The organism is Sphingomicrobium arenosum (assembly GCF_026157085.1).
GTDB lineage: Bacteria > Pseudomonadota > Alphaproteobacteria > Sphingomonadales > Sphingomonadaceae > Sphingomicrobium > Sphingomicrobium arenosum.
Window position 1 is genome coordinate 2,314,560 of sequence record NZ_JANPVN010000001.1, and the last position, 23,696, is coordinate 2,338,255.

Consider the following 23,696-nt stretch of genomic DNA (forward strand, 5'->3'; position numbering starts at 1 on the left):
TTGACTGAAAGGGGGAGGGGCGCAAATGGCTTATCCATCTTACACTGCAGTTGACCTCTTCGCAGGTTGTGGAGGCCTTTCGGTAGGGTTGTCCGATGCCAACATTCGCATCTTGGGCGCAGTCGAATGCGATAATCTGGCAGCCGAGACATATCGGCTGAACCATCCTAAGACTAAGGTTTTTGAGAGCGATATTCGTGGTCTAGATCCATCGAAAGTGCGAAAGTCGCTCGGCCTTGAGAAGGGTGAACTGACGCTTTTGGCTGGTTGCCCACCGTGCCAAGGATTTTCATCACTTCGCACAAGGAACGGTGGATACAGCGTCTCCGAGCCGATGAACGATCTGGTGTTCGAGTTCGAGCGGTTCTGCAAAGAGTTTAGGCCACGGCTCATCATGCTAGAAAACGTACCAGGGTTGAGCAAAGATGTTCGGCTTAAGGCTCTAAAAACAAAGCTGAGCGCACTTGGTTACAAATGTAAGTCCGAAGTTTTCAATGCGATTAACTTCGGTGCAGCGCAGAAGCGGCGCCGGATGATATTGATTGGTTCTTTGGATTCGGAGCCTGATTTTGCGCCACCTTTGAGTGCTAGCCTTAGTGTAAGAGATTTGATAGCGCACTTGCCTGAGCCGTCGAAGAGCAAAGACGCGATGCATAATTATCCGGTTAAACGTTCGGACAAGGTAAACGAGATCATATCGAAAATTCCGAAGGATGGCGGGAGTAGATCAAGCCTGCCTTTTCATTTAGTGCTTGAGTGCCATAAAAAAACAGACGGCTATAAAGACGTGTACGGTAGAATGGCTTGGGATAAGCCAGCGCCTACGATAACTGGGGGGTGTATCAATCCTTCTCGCGGCAGATTCCTTCATCCTGAACAGGATAGGGCGATCACCTTGCGTGAGGCTGCAATCCTTCAGGGTTTTCCGGCATCATATGCGTTTTCTGCAAAGCGCGGCCGCTACCCTATTGCGCAAATGATTGGTAACGCCTTTCCGCCCTCATTTGCGAAATTGCATGCTGCTCGGCTTCTCCAATCATTGGGGTCTTCATGATTGATAGTAAAAACGAGAAACTTTACTTGCGCTTTCATGGGCGGATAATAGACTCGCTCGGCATTCAGATGTACCAAAGCCCTGTAGCGGCAATCGCTGAACTAGTAGCAAATGCATGGGATGCCGATGCGGAAAACGTCAGGATTTCCTTGCCAGATGATGTCAGCGACCCTCAGGCGACCTTCACAATCAAAGACGACGGTCACGGCATGTCGTTCGCAGAGTGTCAGGACTTTTACCTTAAGATAGGTCGAAACCGTAGAGAGAGCGATGGTGGCGATACTTCAGAGAAGGGGCGTCCGGTCCTTGGAAGGAAAGGGATTGGAAAATTTGCGGGATTTGGGATCGCTGAGGTTCTCGAAGTAGAAACAACTAGTAAAAAGACCGGCGAGCACACTAAATTTGTCCTAGATTTGGCCAATTTGCGAAGCTCCGAATACATTTCGGAGATCGCACAAGAGCTCCCGGTGCCGATCAAAGAAGGTCCCGATCCATCCAAAATTGAAAACCACGGTACAACGGTCACTCTCAAAAGGCTAAAGCTTTCCCGCCGTCCTAATAGCGAAGCATTCGCGAAATCAATGTCGCGGCGCTTCTTGGTCAACCAATCAGCTGATGATTTTCGGGTATTTGTTGAGGGGTCGCCGATTCCAGAAGATCGACTCCTCGCAGGAGTAGAGTTCGATTTTCCAAAGGATTTTCGGGATGATGAAGTCCCCGATGGCGTAAAAGTCGATGGAAACTGGGCTCAAGAAAAAGTTGGTGGAGGAAGAGTTCGCTGGAGGGTCTCGTTTACAAAAGATCCCATAGAGACAGAGGAGTTTAGAGGGGTTTCCGTATTTTGTGGAATAAAGATCGCGCAGACACCTTTTTTCTTCCATCTTTCGGGGGGTCTATCAGGCCAGCACGGGCAACAATACATGTTTGGCGAAGTTCAAGCGGACTTTCTTGATAGTCTTCATGACGACATAATTACGACTGAACGTCAGCGCATAAACTGGGAAATCGACGAGGCGAAGCCCGTATTGGAGTGGGGTCAAGAAAGACTAAAAAAACTTCTCCGGCTATGGAAAGAAAGACGAGCCGAGGAAAATATTGCTAAGATAGATAACAAGATTGCTGCGTTTTCCGGTAGACTAGAACGGCTGAACGCTCGTGAGCGCAGGATCGTAAAGGGCGCGATTAAAAAAATCGCGACGATCGAGACTCTCAAGCAAGAGCAGTTTGAAAGTCTAGCATCGGCTATTCTCACTGCTTGGGAGGGAGGCCGGCTGAAGGAACTCATCTCGGACGTGTCCGACGTGGAGGACATGAGCGAGGGGATCCTCCTGTCACTTCTTGCAGAGACCCAAGTACTCAATGCGCTACACGTTGCAGAAGCCGTTAAAGCCAAACTGGAAATCATTCGTGGCCTCGAACGACGCATCCGAGCGAAGGAACTCGAAAACGCTGTAAGGGATTACATCGCGAAGAATCCTTGGCTGCTCTCTCCAGAGTGGGAGACATTTAGAATCGAAAAAACGGTCAAAAATCTCGTTGAGGCCGCGGCAAAAGAGGCCAAGCTCGACAGTGACCCTGATTGGAAGAAACGAGTGGATTTGGTCCTGTCATCTGGCCGTCAGTTACTCATAGTAGAATTTATGCGGCCAGGACTTAAAGTTGATCGTGACCATCTGAATAGATTTCAGGAATATGTCGATATTCTTAGCATTAAGATTCATGCGAACACGAAGCTTGGCTTTTTAAATGTGTCAGGCCTACTCGTTGCGGAAAAACTCGCAGATAATCCGGGGTTGCAACCGCTTTTCGATAGACTTCAACGCGCAGGCATGGAGTGCTTGGAGTGGGACGGGCTGCTCAAGCGCGCAGAATCGCAGTGGGACGAGTTCCTAGAAATTTTGGTTCAGCGTGCCCCGGATGATGATCGGTTGTCTGACCTACGAGCGAGTTGAAATACATCAGCCTTGAATTGCGTAGCAATCGATCGAAAGGCGCGGATTGGACGCCGCGTTTACTTCGTCTTCTCACAACCGCCTGATCATCATCCCCTCGGGCCCCGGCTCGAACCCGCGCGAGAACAGCTCTTCCCGCGTCACGTCGCGAACGTCGGGCGGGTGGCGCTGGCCCAGCGCAGCCCTCGCCTGTTCGCGTTCGATGGTGGCGCTGGAGGGGGGCTGCGTGGCGGGCTGGGGGGGTGGTTCGGGCGCTGCCGGTAGCGCTGGGGGCGGCGCGTCGATGGAAGCGGCGCCGGGCGCTGACGTGTCGCGCGCGGCGCGGGCGCGCCAGGCGGCGTCTTCGGCCTCGCGCTCTCGCACGGCGTCCCAGTCGACGGGGCCGTAGAGGGTTTCCCAGGCGGCGCATTTGTCGGGGTCGTGCATGATCTCGGCGAGTTGTTCCTGCTGCCCTTCCTCGGCGAGGCGCTCGAGGCGTTCGAGGACGGCGGCGCGGGCGGCTTCGATCTCCTCGCGGTCGGGGCCGCCGTCGCCGACGTCGACGGCGGGCGGGCGGCCGGGGCCGCGCCTGCGGCCATCGCGGCGCTCCTCGCGCGAGAGGAGGACGCTGCGGCGCTGGTCGCGTTCCTCGTCATGCTCGGCCTTGAGGTCGGCGAGGCCGTCGTGGAGGAGCGCGAGTTCGCGTTCGCGGTAGAGGTCGAGCGCATTGTCCCAGGCTTCGGCGAAGCTGCGACCCTTCGGGTGTTTCCTGAGGCGCTCGGCACCGTTGGCCCAGCGGCCGATGGCGCGGGCGGCGGGGCGAACGTTGCCGGTGGTCGCGAGCGCGGCGATGAAGGCGCGCTGATGCTCGGGCGTCCAGTTGTTGGCGTGGCTCTTTACCGGCACGGGGGTGAAGGCGAGCAGCTCGGCGAGTTCGGCGAAGGCCTCGTCGCCGGCATGGCCGCGGGCGCGGCACAGGTCGCACAGGACGGGAATAAGGGGCTGGTCTGGCATGGGGTGGCTCCGGCGCGGTGGAAAGCCTCTCCATGTATCGCAGGGCGGGGGTTGTAGGACAGGGTGGCGGCGCGGGAGGTGGTGCGGGGGCCCGAGGCGGCTCGGGCCCGTCGGTCCTGTCGCGCAAGGGCGCGCAGGCCGTCCGATGGGTCACGCATCTCTTCGGATAGCGACGCTCGCTTGCGCTCCGCTTACGCTATCCTCGGTGCTTGTGGGCGGTTTCGGTTGCGTTCAGGAACGTAACCCTATAGAGGCGCGCAACAGACATTCGGTGCAGCGTGAGGCCTGATCACAGGATCCGCACCGTCCAGAAACACTGACAGCTTCCTTTTTCACGCAGGGTCGCATTCGACGACAACCTGCTGCGCGGTGCGCCCCTCATCGTGGGTCGCTGCGCCGCTTTTCATATTGAAAGAACATCCATGAGCTTTTTTGCCAAGCTTGGCCTCGCCAAGCCGATCCTGCACGCGTTGCAGGAACAGAATTACACCACCCCGACCCCGATCCAGGAGCAGTCGATCCCGGCGCTGCTGGAAGGGCGCGACCTGATGGGGATCGCGCAGACGGGGACGGGCAAGACGGCGGCTTTCTCGCTGCCGTCGATCCACCGCCTTTTGGAGCGCGGGTTCGTGATGCGCCAGCCGGCGACGTGCCGGATGCTGGTGCTGAGCCCGACGCGCGAGCTGGCGGCGCAGATCGCGACCTCGATCAAGGGCTATTCGAAGGGGACGGGGCTGAAGACCCATGTCGTCTTCGGCGGCAAGCCGATCACCGCGCAGGCGCGCGGGCTCAGCGGCGGGACCGACATTCTCGTCGCGACGCCGGGGCGTTTGCTCGACCTGATCGACCGGCGCGCGCTCACCCTGCGCAATGTCGAGATCTTTGTCTTGGACGAGGCCGACCAGATGATGGATCTGGGCTTCATCAAGCCGCTGCAGCAGATCGCGCGGATGCTCCCCAAGGAGCGTCAGTCGCTGTTCTTCTCGGCGACCATGCCCAAGACGATCGCCGATCTCGGCAAGCAGTTCATCTCGAACCCCGTGCGGGTGGAAGTGACGCCGCAGAGCTCGACCGCCGAGCGGATCGACCAGTCGGTGACCTTCATCGACCAGCGCGAGAAGCAGGCGCTATTGACGCTGCGCCTTCGTGACGGCTTGCGCGACGGGTCGATCGACCGCGCGCTCGTGTTCACGCGCACGAAGCATGGGGCGGACCGCGTCGTGCGCTTCCTCGTCGGTGCGGGCATCGAGGCCGCCGCGATCCATGGCAACAAGAGCCAGGGCCAGCGGACCGCGGCGCTCAACGGTTTTCGCGAGGGCAAGCTGCGCATTCTCGTCGCGACCGACATCGCCGCGCGCGGGATCGACGTGCCGGGGGTGAGCCATGTGTTCAACTTCGAGCTGCCCAACGTGCCCGAACAATATGTCCACCGCATCGGGCGCACCGCGCGTGCCGGGCGCGAGGGCGTGGCGATGAGCTTCTGTGCGCCCGACGAGAAGAGCTATCTGCGCGACATCGAGCGGCTGACGGGGGTGAAGATCACGCCCGCGCGCCTGCCCGACAATTTCAACCAACAGGCGAGCGAACTGCCCAAGGCGGCGCCGCGCGGCGCGACGCAGGGGCGCTGGACGCCGATGGGCGAGGATGAGGGCGAGGGTGTCAACAGCCGTCCGCCGCATTATCGCCGCCCGAGCAAGGGCGAGCATCGCGTCAAGCCGCGTCACGGACAGGGCAAGCCGCGCCGCGACGATCAGGGCGAGGGTGGCGAGCGCCGCCAGCGCAAGCCCTTCGCCAAGAAGCCGCATCGCGGGCAGGGCGGACATGGGGGCGGACATCAGGGCGGCGGCCAGCAGGGTGAGCGCAGCTGTGGCGAGGGGCAACGTGCCCAGCGCGGTGGCGGCAATCCCGGCGGCCCGCGCGGGCCTCGTCCCGGCGGTCGCCCCGGTGGCGGGCAGCGCGAAGGCGGCGCAGGCCGTGGCCCTCGCCGCCAGTCGCGCTAGGGTCCTTTCCTAGCCCTCAATCGTCATCCTTTTCTGCGGCCTGTTCGACTGTTCGAGCAGGCCGCGTCGTTACGGTCGCCCGCGCCCGGTTGGGCGTGTCGGCGTCCTGCGTGTCGCTGGCGCGCGGCGGGCGGGTCGGGGCGCGGGCCGGCGTGCTGCTCGAGCGAGCGGCGGGGCGCGCATCGCTGCCGCGGGTCGTGACGCTGTCGCGCGCCTGCGGGCTCCAATGGGCGGCGCGGACCTGGTGCTGGTTGGAGCAGGTCGTGCCCGCGTGGCAGGTGAAGTCCAATCCGCCCGGCGGCAGGTCGACCGACAGTTGCGGGAACCAGACCGGCCATTTCCACGTGTGGCCCCAGACCGCGATGTCGACGAACACGCGGCCCTCGATCCCCGGCGTCATCTCGAAGCCGAGATTGTAGACCGGATCGCTGATCGAGAAGCGGCTGCGGTGGTTGTCGTCGAGCGCGACCGCATAGGGCTCGCCCGAGGTCGTCATCCACGTATTCTTGCCCGCGACATGATCGCGCAGCTTGAACTTGAGGCCGTCCGAATTGAAATTGAACTTTACCGCCGGGTGGATCCTCGCGCCCGCGATGCCGAAATTGGCCTTGTTGGCGATAAGGTCGATCTCGGTCACCGTGCGCACCAGATCGGGGCTGCTGTAGCCCGGCGCGGGCGGGGTGAACTGGCCGCCATGATAAGGCGCGGGCAGGCGATCGGTGAGGTCGGCGCCGACACTGGCGCTGATATTGCCATCGACCCCGGCGGGCAACTTGAACAGGAAGCCCGCATAGGCCTGTAGCTCGGCGACCATCTCCTGTCCGTCGAACGACTGATTTTGGGAGAGGCCGGCATCGCGATATTGCTGGTCGTTGCCGTTGAAGGGGGTGAATTGCGGCACCACCCAGGCGCGCTCCTGCCCGTTCTGGTGGCGATAGCGATAGGTGCCCTCGACCCGCACGGGCAGGCGGAGGCCGAGCCCGTAGCCGAAGCCCGCATAGGGTTCGAGATAATAGGTCCGCGTGCAACCGATGAGGCACCAGTTGACGCTGATCGACACGCGGCGCGACCATTCATGTTCTAGCCCGAGGGTGAAGCCGGTGAGATAGGGCTTGGCCTCGATCGCAATGTCTTCCGAGACATTGAGCATCTCGGGCGCCTGGAAACCGTGGATCCCGCCGGGGCGCGTCGGGGTCATGCGGATGTCGGCGACGGCGCGGCCCGAAGGCACGCGCGCGGCCAGATCCTCGCGGTCGAGCGCGACGATCTGCGCATCGAGCGCCTCGCGCGAGCCGATGCGCCCGAAATCGGCGCGATCCTTGAGCCGCACCGCACGGGTGGCGGGGGCGGGGACGAACATCACTTCCTCGACCTCGATCTCGGCATTGTTGACGATCTCGGCCTGGAGCTGGTCATCGGGCAGAGCGGCGAGGCGGGCGGCCTCGGCGACGCCCACCTCGGCCTCGATCGCGGCGCGTTGGGCGGGGTCGGCGAACATGGCGCGCAGCTGGGCGATGTCGCCGTCGATCTCGGCCTGCGCCTGCACGATCCGCGCCTCGGTCTGGGCGGCGATGCGCGCGCGCTGGGCGCGGTCCTCGACGAAGCGTGCGCTGGCGGGATCGGCGAGTTCGGCGCGGCGCGCCTGGGCGCTGGCGCGGTCGAAACAGGTGCCGCCCTGCGCTTCCAGCGCGCGGCGCTTGGAAGGGTCGGTGCAGGTGCCGAGCCCCACCTTGTAGGCGAGGAACTGGCGCACCACGAGGCCCTGCGGGATTTCGGCGACCTCGATCGTATCGGCGCGCACGGTGGCGAGCTGGGGCCGCGCCTTGAGGCGGTCGGCGATGTTGATCGGCGACACGGGATTGGCGAGCACGGGGGTGAGGTCCGCCTCGCCCTGCTCGAGCGCGATCACCGGCTGGGCGCGCACGGCGGACAGATCGAGACGGCGCTCGACCGGCAGGCGACGCAGCAATTCGGCCTGGTTGTCGGCGCGCAGCACCACCGCGCGCTGCGGGATGGCGGCGCGACTGATCGCGGGGGCGGACAGTTCGGGCTGGACCGGCGCCGCCTGGCGCGCCGCCTGCTGCGCGTATGCGCTGCTGGCAAGGCCGATCAGCGCAAGGCTTCCGGCGATCATCTTCACCTGTCTCATGTCGTCTCTCCCTCTTGGACCCCGCGGGGCGGGGCCATTGGCATGGGTGAGGTATGACCGGCGTTTGCGAGGATCATATCACATCGCCCGAGTCGTTGTGTTTCAAATGTGTCGCTGGGGATGAATGCGCATCGTCAAAGCGCGGATTGCCGAGCCTCGTTTCGCATCCGTCATATAAAAGGCTATCGATTCGCTACTGATTCTGGTTAAGCTCGTTCCATGGAGCGAATGGGGGATCGCGAGTCGCCCGTCTCGCCCGCGGGGGAGACGGAAGCTACGGACCGCTCGAGGCGGGACGGGGGGATTCAACCCGGTGCGATCGGGCGCGAACTCAAGCTCCTGCTCGCCAACCTTCCCGACAATGTCGATTTCGACAGCGTGGTCGCGCTCGCCGATGCGCTGCCGGTCATGATCGCTTATTGCGACACGGGGCTGCGCTATCGCTTCGTCAACGCGCCGCTCGCCCACTGGCTGGGCCGCAAGCGCGAGGCGATCATCGGGCGCCGTGTCGAGGAGATGATGGGCCCCAAGAGCTATGCCGCGCGCGCGCCCATGCTCGAACGCGCGCTGGCGGGCGAAGCGCAATATTATGCCGCCGATTACGAGCATCCGCGCCGCGGGATGCTGACGACGCAGGCCGAATATCTCCCCCATGTGGGCAGCGACGGCGAGGTGCGCGGGCTCATCCTGATCATCACCGACATCACCGAGCAGCGCGGCGCCGAACATGCGCTGCGCGAGAGCGAGGACCGCTTCCGCCGCATCGCCGACAGCGCGCCGGTGCCCATTTGGGTGACCGATGCGGGCGGGCGCCGCGACTTCATCAACCGGGCCTATGCCGAGTTCATGGGGATGGTGCGCGAGGATGCCGCCGCGGTCGACTGGACCGACCGGGTCCATCCCGACGACGAGGCGATGATGCGCGCGGCGCTGGTCGAGGGGCTGAAGAGCGAGGCGCCCTTCGCCTTTTCGGCGCGGGCGCGGCGACATGACGGGGAATATCGCTGGATGGCGGCGCAGGTCCAGCCGCGCCGCGACAGCGAGGGGCGGGTCGACGGCTATATCGGCAGCGCGACCGACATCACCGCCGCCAAGGAGGCCGAAACACAGCTGCGGCGCGAGGTCGCCGACCAGCAGGGCGAATTGGCCTCGAGCGAAAAGCGCTTTCGCGCCGTGTTCGACACGCTCGACATGGTCGCGCTGATCGACCTCGACGGGCGCTATATCGACATGAACCGCGCCGCGCGCGCGGTGCTGGGCGAAGAGGCGGTGGCGAGCGGGCGCCCGGCCTGGGAATTGCCCCCCGTGGCCGACAGCAAGGACAATGCCGCGATCATGCGCGGGTTGATCGAACGCGCGGTCGGGGGCGAGGAAGGGCGGGCCGAGATCGACCTCGACTTGGAAACCGCTTACGCCACCCATCTCCTCACCATCCGCCCCGTCCTCAATGCGGCGGGCGAGCCCGAATATCTGGTTGGCGAAGCCCGCGACGTGAGCGCGCTGAAAGCCGCCGAGAGCCAATTGAGGCAGGCGCAGAAGATGGAGGCGCTGGGCCAGCTGACGGGCGGCATCGCGCACGACTTCAACAACCTCCTCACCGTGGTGCTGGGCGGGCTCGACCTCATCGCCAAGCGGGTCGAGGACGAGAAATTGAAGCGCTACGCCGACAATGCGCTCGCCGCCGCGCAGCGCGGAGCGCGGCTCACGGGACAATTGCTGACCTTCAGTCGGGTCCAGAAGCTGGAGGTGCGGCCGATCGAACTGGGCGCGATCCTGAAGGAGGTCGGCCCGCTGATCGCCAATGCGATGGGCGGGCGCTACGAGGTCGAATGGGACGTGGAGGATGATGCGTTGCGCATCCTCGCCGATCCGACCCAGCTCGAGGTGGCGCTGCTCAACCTTGCCATCAACGCGCGCGATGCGATGTCGAAAGGGGGCAAGCTTACGCTCGCCGCCCATGCCGTGGACTTTGCCGGCGACGGCGAGGTGGAAGCGGGGCGCTATCTCGAGCTCAGCGTTGCCGACACCGGCTCGGGGATGGCGCCGCGCACGCTGCAAAAGGCGTTCGAGCCCTTCTTCACGACCAAGGACGTGGGCAAGGGCACGGGGCTCGGCCTGTCGATGGTCTATGGCATGGTGCGCCAGTCGGGCGGCACCGCGCGGATCGAGAGCAAGCTCGGCGAAGGCACCACCATCCGGCTCTATTTCCGGCTCGCGGGCGAGGAGGCCGGGGAGGGGCCGAGCGATACGGTGGCGCGCGGCTGTGCCCAGTCGGTGGCGGGGCGGCGCGTGCTGGTGATCGACGACGACGGCGACGTGCGCGGCTTCATCGCCCAGACGCTCGACGACATGGGGGCGCTGGTGAGAAGCGCGAGCGACGGCAAAACCGGGCTCGCGGCCTATCGTGCCGAGCGGCCCGACCTCGTCGTGGTGGATTATGCCATGCCCGGCCTGTCGGGCGCCGATGTCGCCGCGGCGATCCTGAAGGAAGCGCCCGACCAGCCGATCCTGTTCATCTCGGGCTATTCGGAGACCGAGGCGATCAAGCGCCACGCGCCCGAGGCGCGGCTGCTGGCCAAGCCTTTTTCGCCCGACGACCTCGAAGCGTCGCTGTGCGACCTGCTCCCGGCCTGAGAGAAAGCTGAGGCTTGATCGGGGCGCGCGGCTCGGCCAATCGGGTGGCGATGCGCGCCTCTCTCTCCCGCTGGCTGCCGCTCGGCACCTTGCTGCTGCTCACCCTACTCTTCTTCGCGCTGGGCGGAGGCGAGCGGCTGGGGATGGAGCGGATCGACGACAATCTGGCGCAGGTGCGTACATTGGTCGAGGCACATTGGGTCATCGCGCTCTTTCTCTATTTCCTGCTCTACCTCGCCGCCATCGCGCTCTTGGTGGTGCCGCCGAGCCTGTTCCTCAGCCTGACGGGCGGCGTCCTGTTCGGGACGGTGGCGGGCGGGCTGGTGTGCGTCATTGCCAAGACCTTGGGCGGCTATGTCTCCTTCCGGATGTGCCGCTCCTCCTTTCGCGACGGGGTCGAGCGGCTGGGGCCGCGCGCGCGGGCGTTCGCCGACCGGCTCGCCGACCGGGGGCTGTGGCTGCTGGCGGCGTTCAGGCTGGCGCCGATCTTCCCCTTCGGCACGGTGACGATCGGCGCGGCGGCGGCGCGCATGTCGCGGCGCGATTTCCTCGTGGGGACGGTGATCGGGCAGATCCCCTCCTCCTTCATCTACGCCCACCTCGGGTGGAGCGCCTCGCGCGCGGTGCTTCGCGACGAAGCGGGCGCGGCGCGGGCATTGGGCGACTGGCTCGCCTCGGCGGATTTCCTGCTGCCGAGCCTGTTCCTCATCGCGCTGTCGGGCGTCGCGCTGCTGGTCGACCATGTCGCGCGGCGACGGGGCGCGGCGCGAGACTGACGGTCGTCGACACAAGCCTTGGCTTCATCGAATATTGCTGTTGGCGAACCCCCTACCGCATAGGGCGTGAGCACGGGTCGCGCCGGGCGGCGCGAAGGCAGGGGACGACATCATGGACATCAGTTACGAACGGGTCGAGCGGATCGATGTGGAGACGTTCCGGCGCGTGCTGGTGGCCTCGGGGCTGGGCGAGCGGCGACCGGTCGATGACGCCGAGCGGCTCGGGCGCATGGTCGATCATGCCAATCTGACCGTGGTGGCCAAGGACGGGGACAGGGTTGTCGGCGTATCGCGCGCGCTGACCGATTTCGCTTTCTGCTGCTACCTGTCCGACCTTGCGGTCGATCCCGTCTACAAGGGGCAGGGGATCGGCCAGCGGCTGATCGAGGAAACGCGCAGGCATGCCGGGCCCGAGGCGATGTGCCTGCTGCTGTCGGCGCCCGAGGCGGTCGGCTTCTACGAGCGCATAGGCATGCCGAGGAACGACCAGGCCTTCATCTACGCGCGCGAACGCTAGCGGTTTCTCTCGGCGCGAGCGCCGGGGTGGCGCCTCAGCCCGCCTTCTTGGCGAGGCCCATGACCATCTGGCCGGCGCGCTCGAAGGTGAGCGGGCGGCCGAAGAGATAGCCCTGGATGGTGTCGACGCCGAGGTTGCGCATGCGCTCGAAATCCTCGGCGGTCTCGACGCCTTCCGCCGTGACGTTCATGCGGAACGACTTGGCGAGCTGGACGATCGACTTGATGATCGCGACATTTTCCTCGCGCGTGCCGGCCTCGCGCACGAAGCTGCCGTCGATCTTCAGCTTATGGAAGACGGCCTTGTTCAAATAGCCGATCGAGGAATAGCCGGTACCGAAATCGTCCAAGGCGATGCCGACGCCCAGCTGGCGCAGGCGCTGGAGGATCTCGAGCGTCGACGAATTGTTGCCGAGGAAGATACCCTCGGTGACTTCGAGTTCGAGGCGGTTGCCCGGCACCTTGTGACGCGCCAGCGCCTGGCTGACGAGCTGGGGCAGCGAGGGCATCTGGATCTGCTTGGGGCTGACGTTGACCGCGACCGTGATCGGCTCGGGCCATTTGGCGAGCGTGCGGCAGGCTTCCTCGATGACCCATTGGCCGATTTCCATCATCAAGCCGCATTCCTCGGCGATGGGGATGAAGACCGGCGGCGGCACGAGCCCGCGCTTGGGGTGGTTCCAGCGAATGAGCGCCTCGAAGCCGATGAGCTTCTGGTCCTTGGCCGAGACGAGCGGCTGGTAGAGGAGGTGGAACTGCTGGCTGGCGACGGCCGCGCGAAGGTCGCTTTCGAGGCGGACGCGGTCTTCCTGCTCGCTCATCAGTTCGGAACTGAAATATTTGGCCACGCCGCGGCCTGCATTCTTGGCCTCGTAGAGCGCGAGGTCGGCCTTGAGGATGAGATCGTCGACGGTGGCGCCGTCGATGGGGCCGAAGGCACAGCCGATCGACACGCCGATGCGGATCTCGATCTGGTCGATCATATAGGGTTCGGCGACGGAGGCGATGATGCGCTCGGCCAGCGCCTGCACGCCCTTGCGGCTCTGCGCGTCCTTGATGATGATGGCGAATTCATCGCCGCCCATGCGCCCGACATGGCCCATGTCGCCGACCTCGTCGACAAGTCGCTTGGCGACCGCCTGGAGGACGGCATCGCCCTTAGGGTGGCCGAAGGTGTCGTTGACCGGCTTGAAGCCGTCGAGATCGAGGAACATGATCGCGCAAGGCACGTTCGAGCTGGTCGCATGGCGCAGCGCCTCGCCCGCGAGCTGGCGCACGCGGCCACGGTTGGGCAGCCCCGACAGGACGTCGACATTGGCGAGATGGGTCAGGCGTTCCTGCTGCTGGCGCACCTCGGTAATGTCGCTGCCCACGCCGCGGAAACCGGCGAAGCGGCCGGCATGGTCGATGATGGGATCGCCCGCAAGGCTGATCCAGCGCGACCCGCGCCCGGTCTCGAGCTCCATCTCGAGGTTCTGGAAGGGCTTGTGCTCGTAGAGGACGGCGCCGAATTCCTTCTGCCCGCCGAGGAGGGCGGGGAGCGCGTGGCCGATGATGGCGGACGAGGGCCGCCCGATGAGCGCGACCATACGGCTGGAGAGGTAGGTAACGCGATTTTCCTCGTCGACCTGCCACAGCCAGCCCACGCCGCGCTTTTCATATTCCTGGAGGAGGAGCGAGGCGCTTTCGGACTGCGAGCCGACATCGGCGTTGGTCTTCAATTGATGGAAGGCCCAGCGCGCGACGGTCATGACGCCCGCCATGGCGACGCCGATGACGAAGATGATCGCGACCATATGCTCGATCGGCACGGTGTTGCGGCCGATGAAGAGATTGACGCACAAGGCGGTGACGAAGACCGTCATCCACGTCATGGCGGCGGTCGGCACGGCGACGAGGCCCAAGGCGGCGACGCCCAATCCCGCGATGACCGAGGCGGCGATGATCTGGTCCGACGGCGACAGGCCGGCGAACACCATCATCGGCAGGCTGAGCCAGACGGCGGCGCGCAGCGCGACGTCGGAAATCATCAGCCAGTGCGGCACGCGGCGCCCCGAGCGCCCGATATGGGTGATGGCCTGGCGCCGCGCGAGCATGGTCATGGCAATGTTGATGCCGCCGACGGCGAGGATCCAGCCGCCCATCAGCACGATCTGGATCGAGCTGTGCATCGAGGCGGCGAACAAGAGGGCGGCGAGGATGTTGGCGGCGGCGAAGAAAGGCGCGAGCTGGGCGCGGCTGATCAACTGGACGTCGCGCAGCGGAGTCGAGGCCTGGTCGTCATGCACGCCCTGCGCGACGCCCAAGGAGGCGCCGTCGGGCAATTTGGCCGAAATCATGCGTTTGTAGCGGTCCGGGGCCTGATACATTCGACTCACGCGCTCCTGTTGTAGAGCGCATGGCCTAGCCTCCGGGTGGTTACGACCGGGTTAAGACCGTGGTTAACTTTGCGTTGAACCTGCTCCGTCTTCGGTCCGACCCAGACCCATTTCGTCCAATTCCTGGAAGGTGACGGGGTGATAGAGCGGGCGCGCGCGCGGATAGATGTCCCTGGCGATCGGCAGGCCCCACTGCTCGTCCTCGGCGAGCGCGACGAACAGCGGGCGGACGAACTTGCGGCGGCCTTGGCCGGTCAGGAAGGCATCGAGCGTCTCGACCGCCGGATCGTAGCGATTGGCGATGGCGAGCTTGAGCCAGAGGAAGAGGATCTCGTTGTTGCCGGTGTCGGACAGGCCGTAGGCATTGTCGAGCGCGGCGAGACGTTCGGTGTCCATGTCACTGTCGATCTTGCCGAGGAAACGCAGCCGCTCGGCGGTGTTCCATTCGGCCCAGCCGAGCTCGGCGGGATCGCGGCCACCGTCGAAATCGGTGACGGCGGCATCGACCTCGGCAAAGGCCTGCGCATTGCCGCGCGCAATATTCTCGGGAAGGCCGGGTTCGTAGATCCAGTCGCGAAGCCCGAAGCTCGCGATCTTTTCCTCATCGCCGTCGAACAATTGCTCGCTCACCGCCTCGAAGAACATCGAGGAGGTCACGGGTTCGAAGGCATGGTCGTCGAACCAGCGGCGGATGAAGGCGTCGAACTTCTCGCGCCCGACCTCGGCCTCCAGGGTGCGCAGGAAGGCCGCGCCCTTGTCATAGGGGATGGAGGTGAAGCCGTCGTCGGGATGACGCCCGGCAAGGTCGACCGCGAGCACCTGGTCGCGTTCCTCCAGTTCGGCGATGGCGCCGTCGGTCTCGTCGAGCGACAGGCTGACCGCCTGGTCATAGGCATCCTCGCCATAGACCGCCTCGACGATGCGCTGCTCGGCATAGACGGTCATGCCCTCGTTGAGCCAGAAATCGGCCCAGGTGGCGTTGGTCGCGAGATTGCCCGACCAGCTGTGCGCCAGTTCGTGCGCGATCAAGGCGGTGAGCGACTTGTCGCCCGCGATGAAGGTCGGGGTGAGGAAGGTGAGAACCGGGTTTTCCATGCCGCCGAAGGGGAAGCTGGGGGGCAGGACGATCATGTCGTAGCGCTCCCAGCGATAGGGGCCGAAGAGCTTTTCCGACACCGCAATCATGCGTTCGGTGTCGGCCAGTTCGGCGGCGGCCGCATCGAGCATTTCGGGTTCGGCCCAGACGCCCGAGCGCAGCCCCAGCGGCTTGAACTCGATGTCGCCGACCGCGACGGCGATGAGATAGGGCGGCACCGACTTGTCCATCTCGAAGGAGAAGATGCGGTGGTCGGGGCCGTCGGGGACGGGGTCGCCAGCGCTCGGCGCGCTCATGACGGCGGTCAGCGGGTTGGGGACGCGGATTTTCGCTTCCCACGTCTGGCGGATGCCGGGGCTGTCCTGCGTCGGAATCCACGAGCGGTTGAGGATCGACTGGCCCTGCGAAAAGAGGAAGGGATGTTCCTTGCCCGCGGTCTGTTCGGGGCTGAGGAACTGGAGCGCGTCGCTGTCGGGTGCGGCGACATAATCGATGACGATCTGTTCGGCGTCGCCGAGCTGGACGGTGATCGGCTGGCCGAGCTCGTCATTGCCCTCGCCGACCTCATAGGCGAGCGCGCTGCCATCTGGGGCGGTGATCGAATTGATGGTGAGATTGCGGCTGTCGAGGACGATCTCGGTCGCATCCTCGGCGGCAAGGACGTCGAGCGTGGCGGTGCCCGACACGCGCTTGGCGTCGAAATCCATGTCGAGGTCGAGCGCGACATGGTGGACGCGCGCTTCCAGCGGCTTGGCATAGCTATGCTGGTCGACCGCATCCTCGCGGTCGAGGATCGGGGCGATGGCGGTCGCATCACCGGTGGCGCGAGTATCGTCGCTCTTGGTGGAACAGCTGGCGAGAAGGGCAGCCCCCAGGGCGACCAACGCGAAACGAACCATCGAAAACTCCTGCCAACCGTTGCTGTCCTGCGACGACCATGATCGCCGTGCCCCTAGGAAGACGTGTCATTGCGCATTATGTTGCGCCAGCGCAACCATGGAGCGGATGATTTGGCGAGCGAAGCTGTACCGGGGCTGAAGCAGGACGGCGGCAAGCGCGCGTCACGACGCGATCGCCTCGGTGGCGTATCGGTCGAGCATATTGCGCGCCATGCCGGCGAACAGGCGGCCAGCGGCGTCGGCCCCGACGGGCAGGTGATCGGCGCGGTCGGCCTCGACCGGCCCTTCTTTTCCGACAAGAACCGCGCTTTCTGGCTGCTCCAGAGCTTCGGCTGGTCGGGCTATCTCATCCTTCGTTACCTGACCGGCGTGGTGAACGGCTTCCAGCCGATCGTCTTCCTGTTCCACTGTCTCATCATCACCGCGACGGGCTATTCGCTCACCCTGTTGATGGCGGCGCTCTACAAAAGGCTGATCAAGCTGCAGGCGGCGATCACCATGCTGGTGAGCCTCGCCACGGTGGTGCTGGGCTCGGTGCTGTTCAGTTTCCTCGAGACGTGGAGCATCTCGACCTTCGTCAACCCGACCTTCGAGCCGCGCGGCACGCAGTTCCTCGGCGCGATGGTGCTCGACTTCGCGCTCCTGGCGGCGTGGACCGCGCTCTATTACGGGATCAACTATTACCTGCTGCTCGAGGAACAGATCGACCAGCGCCGCGCGCTCGAGAGCCAGGCGTCGGCGGCGCAGCTGGCGATGCTGCGCTATCAGCTCAATCCGCATTTCCTGTTCAACACGCTGAACAGCATCTCCACGCTGGTCCTGCTGGCGGAGAAAGAGCGCGCCAATGCGATGCTGGCGCGGCTGTCCTCCTTCCTTCGCTACACGCTCGCCAACGAGCCGACCGCGCAGGTGCCGCTGGCCAAGGAAATCGACACCTTGAAGCTCTATCTCGAGATCGAGAAGATGCGCTTCGAGGAACGGCTGCGCCCGCACTTTCGCATCGAGGCGGCGGCGGCAGGCGTGCCGGTGCCGAGCCTCATCCTCCAGCCGCTGATCGAGAATGCGATCAAATATGCGGTGACCCCGGCCGAGAATGGCGCCGATATCTGGATTACCGCGCGCGCCGAGGGGGGGCGGGTGCGCATCGAGGTGGCGGATTCGGGCGCTGGCGGCGGGGTCGTCACCGGGGCCCCGTCGACGGGCGTAGGGCTCGCCAACACGAGCGAGCGACTGGCCCAGGCCTATGGCCGTGACGGTCATTTTGAGACCAAAGCGAACGAAAAGGGAGGCTTCAGCGTTATCCTCCACATACCTTTCAGGAAAGAAGAACAAGAATGACCATCCGTACGCTTCTGGTCGACGACGAGCCGCTCGCCACGCAGGGCCTCCAGCTGAGGCTCGAGGCGCATGACGATGTCGAGGTGATCGGCACCGCCAACAACGGGCGCGAGGCGATCCGCCAGACCAAGACGCTGAAACCCGATCTCGTTTTTCTCGACATACAGATGCCGGGGTTCGACGGCTTTTCGGTGATCTCGGGGCTGATGGAAGTCGAGCCGCCCTTGTTCGTCTTCGTCACCGCCTACGACCAGCATGCGGTCAAGGCGTTCGAAGCCAAGGCGGTCGACTATCTGGTGAAACCCGTCGAGGAAGATCGCCTCGCCGAAACGCTCGACCGGGTGCGCAACCGGCTCGCCGAAAAGGGCGCGGCGAGGAAGGCGAGGAAGCTCGAGGCGGCGTTGAACGAACATGCCCCCGAGGCGGCGAGCGAATTGTCCAAGCAGGACCCCAATGCGCCCGCCGCGAGCCGCTATGAAAGCGTCATCAACATCCGCGACCAAGGCCAGATCTTCCGCGTCGACGTCGAGGATATCGAGCGCATCGATGCGGCGGGCGATTACATGTGCATCCAGACGGGCGACAATACGCTGATCCTTCGCGAGACGATGAAGGACCTCGAAAAGCGCCTCGATCCGCGCAAGTTCCAACGCGTCCACCGCTCGACCATCGTCAATCTCGACAAGGTCAAGCAGGTCAAGCCGCACACCAATGGCGAATGTTTCCTCATCCTCGGCTCGGACGCCGAGGTGAAGGTGTCCCGCAGCTACCGCGACGTGGTGGCGCGCTTCGTCCACTAGGAGGCGCTAGAGGTCGGCCTCGTCCCATCGCGCGCGGCCGCGGCGCTCGAGCTCGGCGCGGGTGGTCGCGTCGGGGATCAATTGTTCGACCCATTCGCCGGTGCATTTGCGACCCTGTTCCTCGGCAAGGACGACGCACAGGAAGGCGGCGTCGTCGAGCAGGTCGTTGCGATAGCGTTGGAAGACGGCTTGGTTACGGACCGCGAAATTGACGACGTCGGCAAATTCCCTGTCGGCGCAATAGGACTCGCGATCGAAGATCATCTCCAGCCCGCTGCCTTTGTCCGAACCGCTGTCGCGCACGGTGAGCCGAGGATCCTCGGGGCGAAGGAGATCTTCCTGCGAGCGGAAGTTGGGGAGCTGTCCCTTCGCATAATTGAGGCTGTTGCGATAAAAATCGACCGCGAGCCGGGCGTCGGCCGATAGCGCGGAGACGCCGACCGAATTGACGAGTTCGTCATAGACGCCGCTCGGCGGGTCGATCATCTCGTACAGCTGGACCGCCCAGAGGCTCTGGAAGGCGGCATCGTCGGGGCATCGACCTTCCGCAAGGTCGCGCGCTGCGCTGCGCGCCAACGGCAGTTCCTCATCGCGCTGCGAGGTCCGTTGCCAGACCAGCCCCATCGCGGTGCGCGCTTCCTCAAGCAATTGCGCCTCGATCCGGCCGAGACGCGCGGCATCGCGGCGGTCCTCCGCATATTCGCTGAGCTGGAAAGCGGCGAAGATCGAGATGAAGACGATGACGCCCTCGATGGCGACGAGGAGCCAGTCGGAGGGGCGAACCTCGCGAGCGGATGTGCGCAGGCGGCGGATGAGGGCGATCATGGGCTTGTCTCGGCGAGAACGTCGCGGGCCTTGTCGGCGTCCTCGGGGGCGAGTGCTTCGCCGCGCGGGCGACACGCACGTCCCAGGCTGTCGGCCACGACCATGCAGGCCATGACCGCTTCGAGGAGCAGTTCTTCGCGCTGCGCGTGCAAGATTTCCGCCGCGCGCATCCGCTCGGCCATTTTGAGCTTCAGCGCAGGAGACTCGCAGCGGTCCGGTGCCTTGACCGCGTAGGCCCGGCGCCATCCCGCTTGTGCATCAAAGCCGGCGTCGTAGCCCGCCGCTGCAAGGTCATCCGCCAAGGACGGCAGGGAGATATTAAACCACTGGACCCGACCGTTGTAGGATTGGAGCTCGGAATGAAAATTGGCGAGCGTATCGCGTCGGCGCGTATCATCGAGCAGCGATAGGCTGCCCGTCGCGGTCATCTCGTCATAGGCCACCGTGGGCAGGTCAATATCCTCGAAGATAGTGGTGAAGATGGAAAACTTCTGGGGGCACTGGCCGGCATTGATCCAGGCATCGAAGTCGGCGCGCGCCTCGGCCCTCACCCTTCGGTAGAAGACGTCGCCGCGCTTCAACCGAAAGACCGATTCCTCCATTTCCCCGACCAGTCGATCGAGCAGCCGTTGTTCGCGCGCCTCATCGCGCCGCGCGCCGACCCAGTCCTCCAGTGCCAGCGCGAGCAGGATACCGCCGACCACGGCGATGGTCTCCAGACCCAGCAAAAGCCATTCGGGCCCGCGGATCTCTCCGGCGCTCGAGCGCAGGCGGCGGAAAAGGGCGATCATCGGGGCGCCACCTTTGACCAGCGTTCGTCGGCCGGGCGATCGGTGCGGTCGTAATAACGGGCGAGCATCGCATCGATGCGTTCCCGGCTGCTCTTGGGAATGGCGAGGCGGGACCGGTCGTAGCAGGGTTCGCCAACTTGGGCGGCGAGCGCGTGGCAGGCGTTGGCGACGGCAATCACATTGTCGTTGCGGATCGCCAGATAGCGTTCGTAGAGTTGTGCGGCGGCGATATAGCCTTCTCGAAAGTCGGTATCGGCGCACAAGCCTTCGATGTCATAGTCACGGCGCGTGGTCGCTGCGCGGCCTTGAGTTTCGGCGGTGGCCATGTCCTCGCGACCCGAGCCGTCGACCTCGTCCAGATAGCGTACGCGAACGTGTCGATTGTCGGGTTCGAAGAAGGTGATCGGCTGGCTCGCGCGCCCGAAATTCTCGTCCATCCAATCGAGGTTGGCGCGATAGGAGGACAGCGGGCCATGCATCCTGGGAGGAAGCGCCGACAGGCCGACGCCATTCAGCATCTCGTCGTAAGCGGGCGTGCTGGGTGCCGCAAACCATCCGCCGAAGCCAAAGGCGTCAAGATCGCCGTAGCTTGTCGGACATCGACCGCGCGACAACAGTCGCGCCGCATCGCTCGCCTCCCGTGCCGTCTCGATGGCCGCGACGGTGTGGAGTTCGACCTGCGCCAAGGCGTCGGCGCTTTCGACGAGGAGCCGTTTCATCAGCCGATCGACCTGACGCGCCTCGCGCCGGTCGGTGGCCCATTCGGTGAGCTGGAAGGCAGCGAAGATGGAGATGAAGACGATGACGCCTTCGATGGCGACGAGGAGCCAATCGGAGGGACGGACCTCGCGGGCGGATGCGCGAAGGCGGCGGATGAGGGCGATCATACGGCGGGGCCCTCCAGCGCCTCGGCCGCCAGGTCAAGGTCGTCGCCCGTCAGCGACTGGTCTCCGGGGCGGCATTGCCGGCCCGCCGCATCGGCGAGGACTGCGCACATCTCGATCGCCTCGGCGGCAAGCGCGGCGCGAAATTCGTGGACGACCTCGGCGTGATACATGGCGCTTGCCATCCGGCCCTTGAAGGTTTCGTCGGCGCAGTCGCCGTCATGGACCTTGCGCCCGTTATAGCTGCTGCCTGCGGGTTTCGCGGGGTCGAAGGTATAGACGAAGCCCATGCGGTCCCAGTCGCCGAAATCGTAACCGGTGGCGAGCGAACGGGCGAATTGCAGCTGTTGGGCGAAGGCATTGCGGGCCGCCTGATAGTCGGCGACGGCGCGCCGTTCGCGCGCACGCGGGAGGATCGACAAGCCCCCGGTGCCGGCCATCTCGTCATAGGCGGAGGTCGGCAGATGCAGCGAGGGCAGGTTGCGGGCAAAGGACATGTCGCCTTCGGGCGGGCATCGATCCTCGTTGATGAGGATGTCGAGCTGGGTACGCGCGGCGCGGCGCCATCCATCGAAGCCGTCGCGATGCTCGATGAGGAAGGCCACGCTCTGCTCGGCCTCGTCGACGAGCCGGTCGAGAAGCGCTGCCTGCGCGGCGCGCTTCTCGCGGCGCTCGGACCATTGCTCGAGCTCGAAGGCGATGAGGATGCCGGCGACGACCGCGAATGTTTCGATGGCGAGCAGCGCCCATTCGGTCGGGCCGATACCGCCGACGGCCTTCCTTATCCTGCGCCACAGGACGATCATGACAAGCACCCCCCGGTTGAGCGCCTAACCTGCGTCAGCTTTTGGCGGCTGGCAAGTCAGGATCGTCGGCGATTTTCGCGACGAGGCGGGGGAGCATGAGGCGCTGGAAGACCGCGCGGGCGATGAGGAAGAGGGTGAAGCTCGCCCACAGGCCGTGATTGCCCCAGTCCCAGGTCAGCCAGAGCGCGAGGGCGTAGACCGCCGCGCTTCCCCCCATCACGAGGAGCAGCGCCCGCGTCCAGGAAGCGCCGACATAGACGCCGTCATAGATGAAGCCCGCCACGCCTGCGAAGGGCAGGACGACGAGCCAGGGCGAATAATACATGGCGGAAAGCGCGACCGCGGGGGTGGCGGCGAAGCTCTCGATCAGCGGGATGGCGAACAGGCCGAAGGCGAGGCTGACCAGCGCGGCGGCACCGAAGCCGCGAAAGACGATCGCCTTGGTCAGCCGCTCGAAGCGGACGCGGTCGGCGGCGCCCTTGGCCTCGCCATTGAGGACCTGCGCGGCATTTTCGAAGCCGTCGAGGAAGAGCGCGGAGAAGAGGAAGAATTGGAACAGGATGGCATTGGCGGCGAGCGTGACCGCGCCGCGCGTCGCGCCGATGCGGGTCAGCGCGGCAAGCGCGAGCGCGAGGATGACGGTGCGCAGAAACAGGTCGCGGTTGACCGACAGGAAGGGCAGGAGGCGGGCTCTTGCGAAGGTGCCGGTTGCGCCGAGCTGGGCGCGCAGGAGCACGAGGCCGCCGCCCGAGAAGACGAGCGCGGCGGTGATGGCGAGCTTGGCATATTCGGCAATGAGGCTCGACCAGCCAATGCCCGCAATGCCCATGTCGAAGCGCAGCACGAAGAGCAGGCCGAGCGCCACGTTGAGGAGGTTGTAGCCGACCTCGATCACGAGCACGGCCGTCATCCGGCGCTGGCCGACGAGATAACCGATGAGCGCGAGGTTCACGAGCACGCCCGGGGCCGACCAGTAGCGAATGCCCGCATAGGTGCGCGCGGCAACGAGCACCTCGCCCTTGGCGCCGAGCGCGTCGAGCAGCAGCGGCAGGAGCAGAGGTTTGAGCGCGAGGAGGGCCAGCGCGATGGCGAGCGCGACCGCCATGCCGCGCAGTAGCGTCGCGGCCTGTTCCTCTGCGCCCTCGCGCGTGCCTGCCTGCGCGACGAGGCCGGTGGTGCCCGTCTTGAGGAAGTTCATGACGGTGAAGAGCAGCGCGAACAAACGCGCGCCGATATCGACCGCGCCTTGCGCCGGCGCGCTGCCGAGGCGCCCGACGACCCACAGGTCGGCAATGCCGATGAGGGCGGTCGCGACATTGGTGATCATCGCGGGGACGGCGATGGCCCAGATCAGTCGACTGTCGATGCTCCCCCGCTTCATGACGATCTGCTATGCCGGAGCCGCAACGACAGGGGAAGCATGATGGCACGGATCACGGGACTTGGCGGCGTGTTCGTCAAGCGCAAGGACGTCGAGGCGTCGACCAAATGGTACAAGGACGTGCTCGGCATCGCGGGCGATTATGGCCCGATGTTCCGCTGGGCCGACGAGCCGCAGGAGGATCCCTTCAGCCTGTTGTCGAGCTTTGCCGAGGACACGACCTATCTCGATCCGGGCACCATGCCCTTCATGATCAACTTTCGCGTCGACGACCTCGATGCCTTCCAGGCCGAATTGGAGGGCAAGGGCGTGGAGATCCTCGGGCGGGCCGACGAGGTCTATGGCAAGTTCGCCTGGATCCTCGACCCCGACGGCATCAAGATCGAATTGTGGGAACAGCTGGGGCCGGCGCCGGCGGCCTGAG

At 64.7% G+C, this 23,696-nt stretch carries 18 protein-coding genes; 9 read left to right on the forward strand and 9 right to left on the reverse strand.

Features of this window, described 5'->3' with window-relative positions; genetic code table 11:
- The first annotated feature begins 25 nt into the window (after positions 1–25).
- Both NUW51_RS11620 and NUW51_RS11625 read left to right on the forward strand, forming a co-directional pair.
- Positions 26–1,054 (forward strand): DNA cytosine methyltransferase, encoded by a 1,029-nt coding sequence (locus NUW51_RS11620; protein WP_265587678.1) that lies wholly within the window; start codon positions 26–28, stop codon positions 1,052–1,054.
- Entirely contained in the window at positions 1,051–3,006 is a 1,956-nt protein-coding gene (locus tag NUW51_RS11625; protein ID WP_265587679.1) for an ATP-binding protein, read from the forward strand. Before NUW51_RS11620 ends, NUW51_RS11625 begins: the two co-directional genes overlap by 4 nt.
- A gap of 72 nt (positions 3,007–3,078) precedes the next feature.
- Here the strand turns inward: NUW51_RS11625 and NUW51_RS11630 are convergent, their stop codons facing one another.
- The gene (locus NUW51_RS11630) at positions 3,079–3,999 is read right to left on the reverse strand and encodes a hypothetical protein (RefSeq protein WP_265587680.1); all 921 of its coding nucleotides are present in this window, start codon (positions 3,997–3,999) and stop codon (positions 3,079–3,081) included.
- Between the two features lie 422 nt (positions 4,000–4,421).
- Here NUW51_RS11630 and NUW51_RS11635 point away from each other — a divergent pair, with 422 nt between their 5' ends.
- On the forward strand, positions 4,422–5,999 hold the full coding sequence (locus NUW51_RS11635) for a DEAD/DEAH box helicase (protein WP_265587681.1): 1,578 nt from the start codon (positions 4,422–4,424) through the stop codon (positions 5,997–5,999).
- A 16-nt stretch (positions 6,000–6,015) separates the two neighbouring features.
- Here the strand turns inward: NUW51_RS11635 and NUW51_RS11640 are convergent, their stop codons facing one another.
- Positions 6,016–8,148: a coiled-coil domain-containing protein gene (locus tag NUW51_RS11640; RefSeq protein ID WP_265587682.1), complete on the reverse strand. Its 2,133-nt coding sequence runs from the start codon at positions 8,146–8,148 to the stop codon at positions 6,016–6,018.
- A 228-nt stretch (positions 8,149–8,376) separates the two neighbouring features.
- On the opposite strand from NUW51_RS11640, the gene NUW51_RS11645 reads away from it, so the two are divergent.
- The 3 genes from NUW51_RS11645 to NUW51_RS11655 all read left to right on the forward strand — a co-directional run bounded on the left by NUW51_RS11645 (position 8,377) and on the right by NUW51_RS11655 (position 12,075).
- Entirely contained in the window at positions 8,377–10,782 is a 2,406-nt protein-coding gene (locus NUW51_RS11645; protein WP_265587683.1) for a PAS domain S-box protein, read from the forward strand.
- A gap of 14 nt (positions 10,783–10,796) precedes the next feature.
- A complete protein-coding gene (locus NUW51_RS11650) occupies positions 10,797–11,558 on the forward strand; it encodes a TVP38/TMEM64 family protein (protein ID WP_265587684.1) in 762 nt (253 codons plus the stop codon).
- Positions 11,559–11,670: 112 nt separating this feature from the next.
- Positions 11,671–12,075 carry a GNAT family N-acetyltransferase gene (locus NUW51_RS11655; protein WP_265587685.1) on the forward strand — a complete coding sequence of 135 codons (405 nt, stop codon included), beginning with the start codon at positions 11,671–11,673 and terminating at the stop codon, positions 12,073–12,075.
- A 34-nt stretch (positions 12,076–12,109) separates the two neighbouring features.
- Here NUW51_RS11655 and NUW51_RS11660 read toward each other — a convergent pair whose 3' ends face one another.
- Together NUW51_RS11660 and NUW51_RS11665 are read right to left on the reverse strand one after the other, a co-directional pair.
- The gene (locus tag NUW51_RS11660; protein ID WP_265587686.1) at positions 12,110–14,443 is read right to left on the reverse strand and encodes a putative bifunctional diguanylate cyclase/phosphodiesterase; all 2,334 of its coding nucleotides are present in this window, start codon (positions 14,441–14,443) and stop codon (positions 12,110–12,112) included.
- Between the two features lie 72 nt (positions 14,444–14,515).
- Positions 14,516–16,447, reverse strand: a complete 1,932-nt coding sequence (locus tag NUW51_RS11665; protein WP_265587687.1) for a M1 family metallopeptidase — start codon at positions 16,445–16,447, stop codon at positions 14,516–14,518.
- A gap of 255 nt (positions 16,448–16,702) precedes the next feature.
- Between NUW51_RS11665 and NUW51_RS11670 the strand changes: the two genes are divergently transcribed.
- On the forward strand, positions 16,703–17,785 hold the full coding sequence (locus NUW51_RS11670; protein WP_265587981.1) for a sensor histidine kinase: 1,083 nt from the start codon (positions 16,703–16,705) through the stop codon (positions 17,783–17,785).
- Complete coding sequence (locus NUW51_RS11675; RefSeq protein WP_265587688.1) at positions 17,782–18,585, forward strand: LytR/AlgR family response regulator transcription factor; 804 nt, start codon at positions 17,782–17,784, stop codon at positions 18,583–18,585. Before NUW51_RS11670 ends, NUW51_RS11675 begins: the two co-directional genes overlap by 4 nt.
- A gap of 6 nt (positions 18,586–18,591) precedes the next feature.
- On the opposite strand, the gene NUW51_RS11680 is transcribed toward NUW51_RS11675, so the two are convergent.
- From NUW51_RS11680 to NUW51_RS11700, 5 genes are read right to left on the reverse strand one after another with little or no spacing between them, the layout of a single operon-like run.
- Positions 18,592–19,410 (reverse strand): hypothetical protein, encoded by an 819-nt coding sequence (locus NUW51_RS11680; RefSeq protein ID WP_265587689.1) that lies wholly within the window; start codon positions 19,408–19,410, stop codon positions 18,592–18,594.
- The gene (locus NUW51_RS11685) at positions 19,407–20,201 is read right to left on the reverse strand and encodes a hypothetical protein (RefSeq protein WP_265587690.1); all 795 of its coding nucleotides are present in this window, start codon (positions 20,199–20,201) and stop codon (positions 19,407–19,409) included. The genes NUW51_RS11680 and NUW51_RS11685 overlap by 4 nt, the downstream gene beginning before the upstream one ends.
- Entirely contained in the window at positions 20,198–21,088 is an 891-nt protein-coding gene (locus tag NUW51_RS11690) for a hypothetical protein (RefSeq protein ID WP_265587691.1), read from the reverse strand. The genes NUW51_RS11685 and NUW51_RS11690 overlap by 4 nt, the downstream gene beginning before the upstream one ends.
- Positions 21,085–21,891, reverse strand: a complete 807-nt coding sequence (locus NUW51_RS11695; protein WP_265587692.1) for a hypothetical protein — start codon at positions 21,889–21,891, stop codon at positions 21,085–21,087. Before NUW51_RS11695 ends, NUW51_RS11690 begins: the two co-directional genes overlap by 4 nt.
- A 34-nt stretch (positions 21,892–21,925) precedes the next feature.
- Positions 21,926–23,272 (reverse strand): MATE family efflux transporter, encoded by a 1,347-nt coding sequence (locus tag NUW51_RS11700; protein WP_265587693.1) that lies wholly within the window; start codon positions 23,270–23,272, stop codon positions 21,926–21,928.
- Positions 23,273–23,311: 39 nt separating this feature from the next.
- Between NUW51_RS11700 and NUW51_RS11705 the strand changes: the two genes are divergently transcribed.
- The gene (locus tag NUW51_RS11705; RefSeq protein WP_322597092.1) at positions 23,312–23,695 is read left to right on the forward strand and encodes a VOC family protein; all 384 of its coding nucleotides are present in this window, start codon (positions 23,312–23,314) and stop codon (positions 23,693–23,695) included.
- Position 23,696 lies beyond the last annotated feature (1 nt).

Excerpts from the sequence above, each read along its gene's own strand:
- NUW51_RS11665 (WP_265587687.1), bottom strand. The coding sequence starts at position 16,447 with ATGGTTCGTTTCGCGTTGGTCGCCCTGGGGGCTGCCCTTCTCGCCAGC.
- NUW51_RS11700 (WP_265587693.1), bottom strand. The coding sequence starts at position 23,272 with ATGAAGCGGGGGAGCATCGACAGTCGACTGATCTGGGCCATCGCCGTC.
- NUW51_RS11625 (WP_265587679.1), top strand. The coding sequence starts at position 1,051 with ATGATTGATAGTAAAAACGAGAAACTTTACTTGCGCTTTCATGGGCGG.
- NUW51_RS11660 (WP_265587686.1), bottom strand. The coding sequence starts at position 14,443 with ATGTATCAGGCCCCGGACCGCTACAAACGCATGATTTCGGCCAAATTG.
- NUW51_RS11705 (WP_322597092.1), top strand. The coding sequence starts at position 23,312 with ATGATGGCACGGATCACGGGACTTGGCGGCGTGTTCGTCAAGCGCAAG.
- NUW51_RS11690 (WP_265587691.1), bottom strand. The coding sequence starts at position 21,088 with ATGATCGCCCTCATCCGCCGCCTTCGCGCATCCGCCCGCGAGGTCCGT.
- NUW51_RS11635 (WP_265587681.1), top strand. The coding sequence starts at position 4,422 with ATGAGCTTTTTTGCCAAGCTTGGCCTCGCCAAGCCGATCCTGCACGCG.
- NUW51_RS11695 (WP_265587692.1), bottom strand. The coding sequence starts at position 21,891 with ATGATCGTCCTGTGGCGCAGGATAAGGAAGGCCGTCGGCGGTATCGGC.
- NUW51_RS11620 (WP_265587678.1), top strand. The coding sequence starts at position 26 with ATGGCTTATCCATCTTACACTGCAGTTGACCTCTTCGCAGGTTGTGGA.
- NUW51_RS11655 (WP_265587685.1), top strand. The coding sequence starts at position 11,671 with ATGGACATCAGTTACGAACGGGTCGAGCGGATCGATGTGGAGACGTTC.
- NUW51_RS11685 (WP_265587690.1), bottom strand. The coding sequence starts at position 20,201 with ATGATCGCCCTTTTCCGCCGCCTGCGCTCGAGCGCCGGAGAGATCCGC.
- NUW51_RS11675 (WP_265587688.1), top strand. The coding sequence starts at position 17,782 with ATGACCATCCGTACGCTTCTGGTCGACGACGAGCCGCTCGCCACGCAG.
- NUW51_RS11645 (WP_265587683.1), top strand. The coding sequence starts at position 8,377 with ATGGGGGATCGCGAGTCGCCCGTCTCGCCCGCGGGGGAGACGGAAGCT.
- NUW51_RS11680 (WP_265587689.1), bottom strand. The coding sequence starts at position 19,410 with ATGATCGCCCTCATCCGCCGCCTGCGCACATCCGCTCGCGAGGTTCGC.
- NUW51_RS11640 (WP_265587682.1), bottom strand. The coding sequence starts at position 8,148 with ATGAGACAGGTGAAGATGATCGCCGGAAGCCTTGCGCTGATCGGCCTT.
- NUW51_RS11630 (WP_265587680.1), bottom strand. The coding sequence starts at position 3,999 with ATGCCAGACCAGCCCCTTATTCCCGTCCTGTGCGACCTGTGCCGCGCC.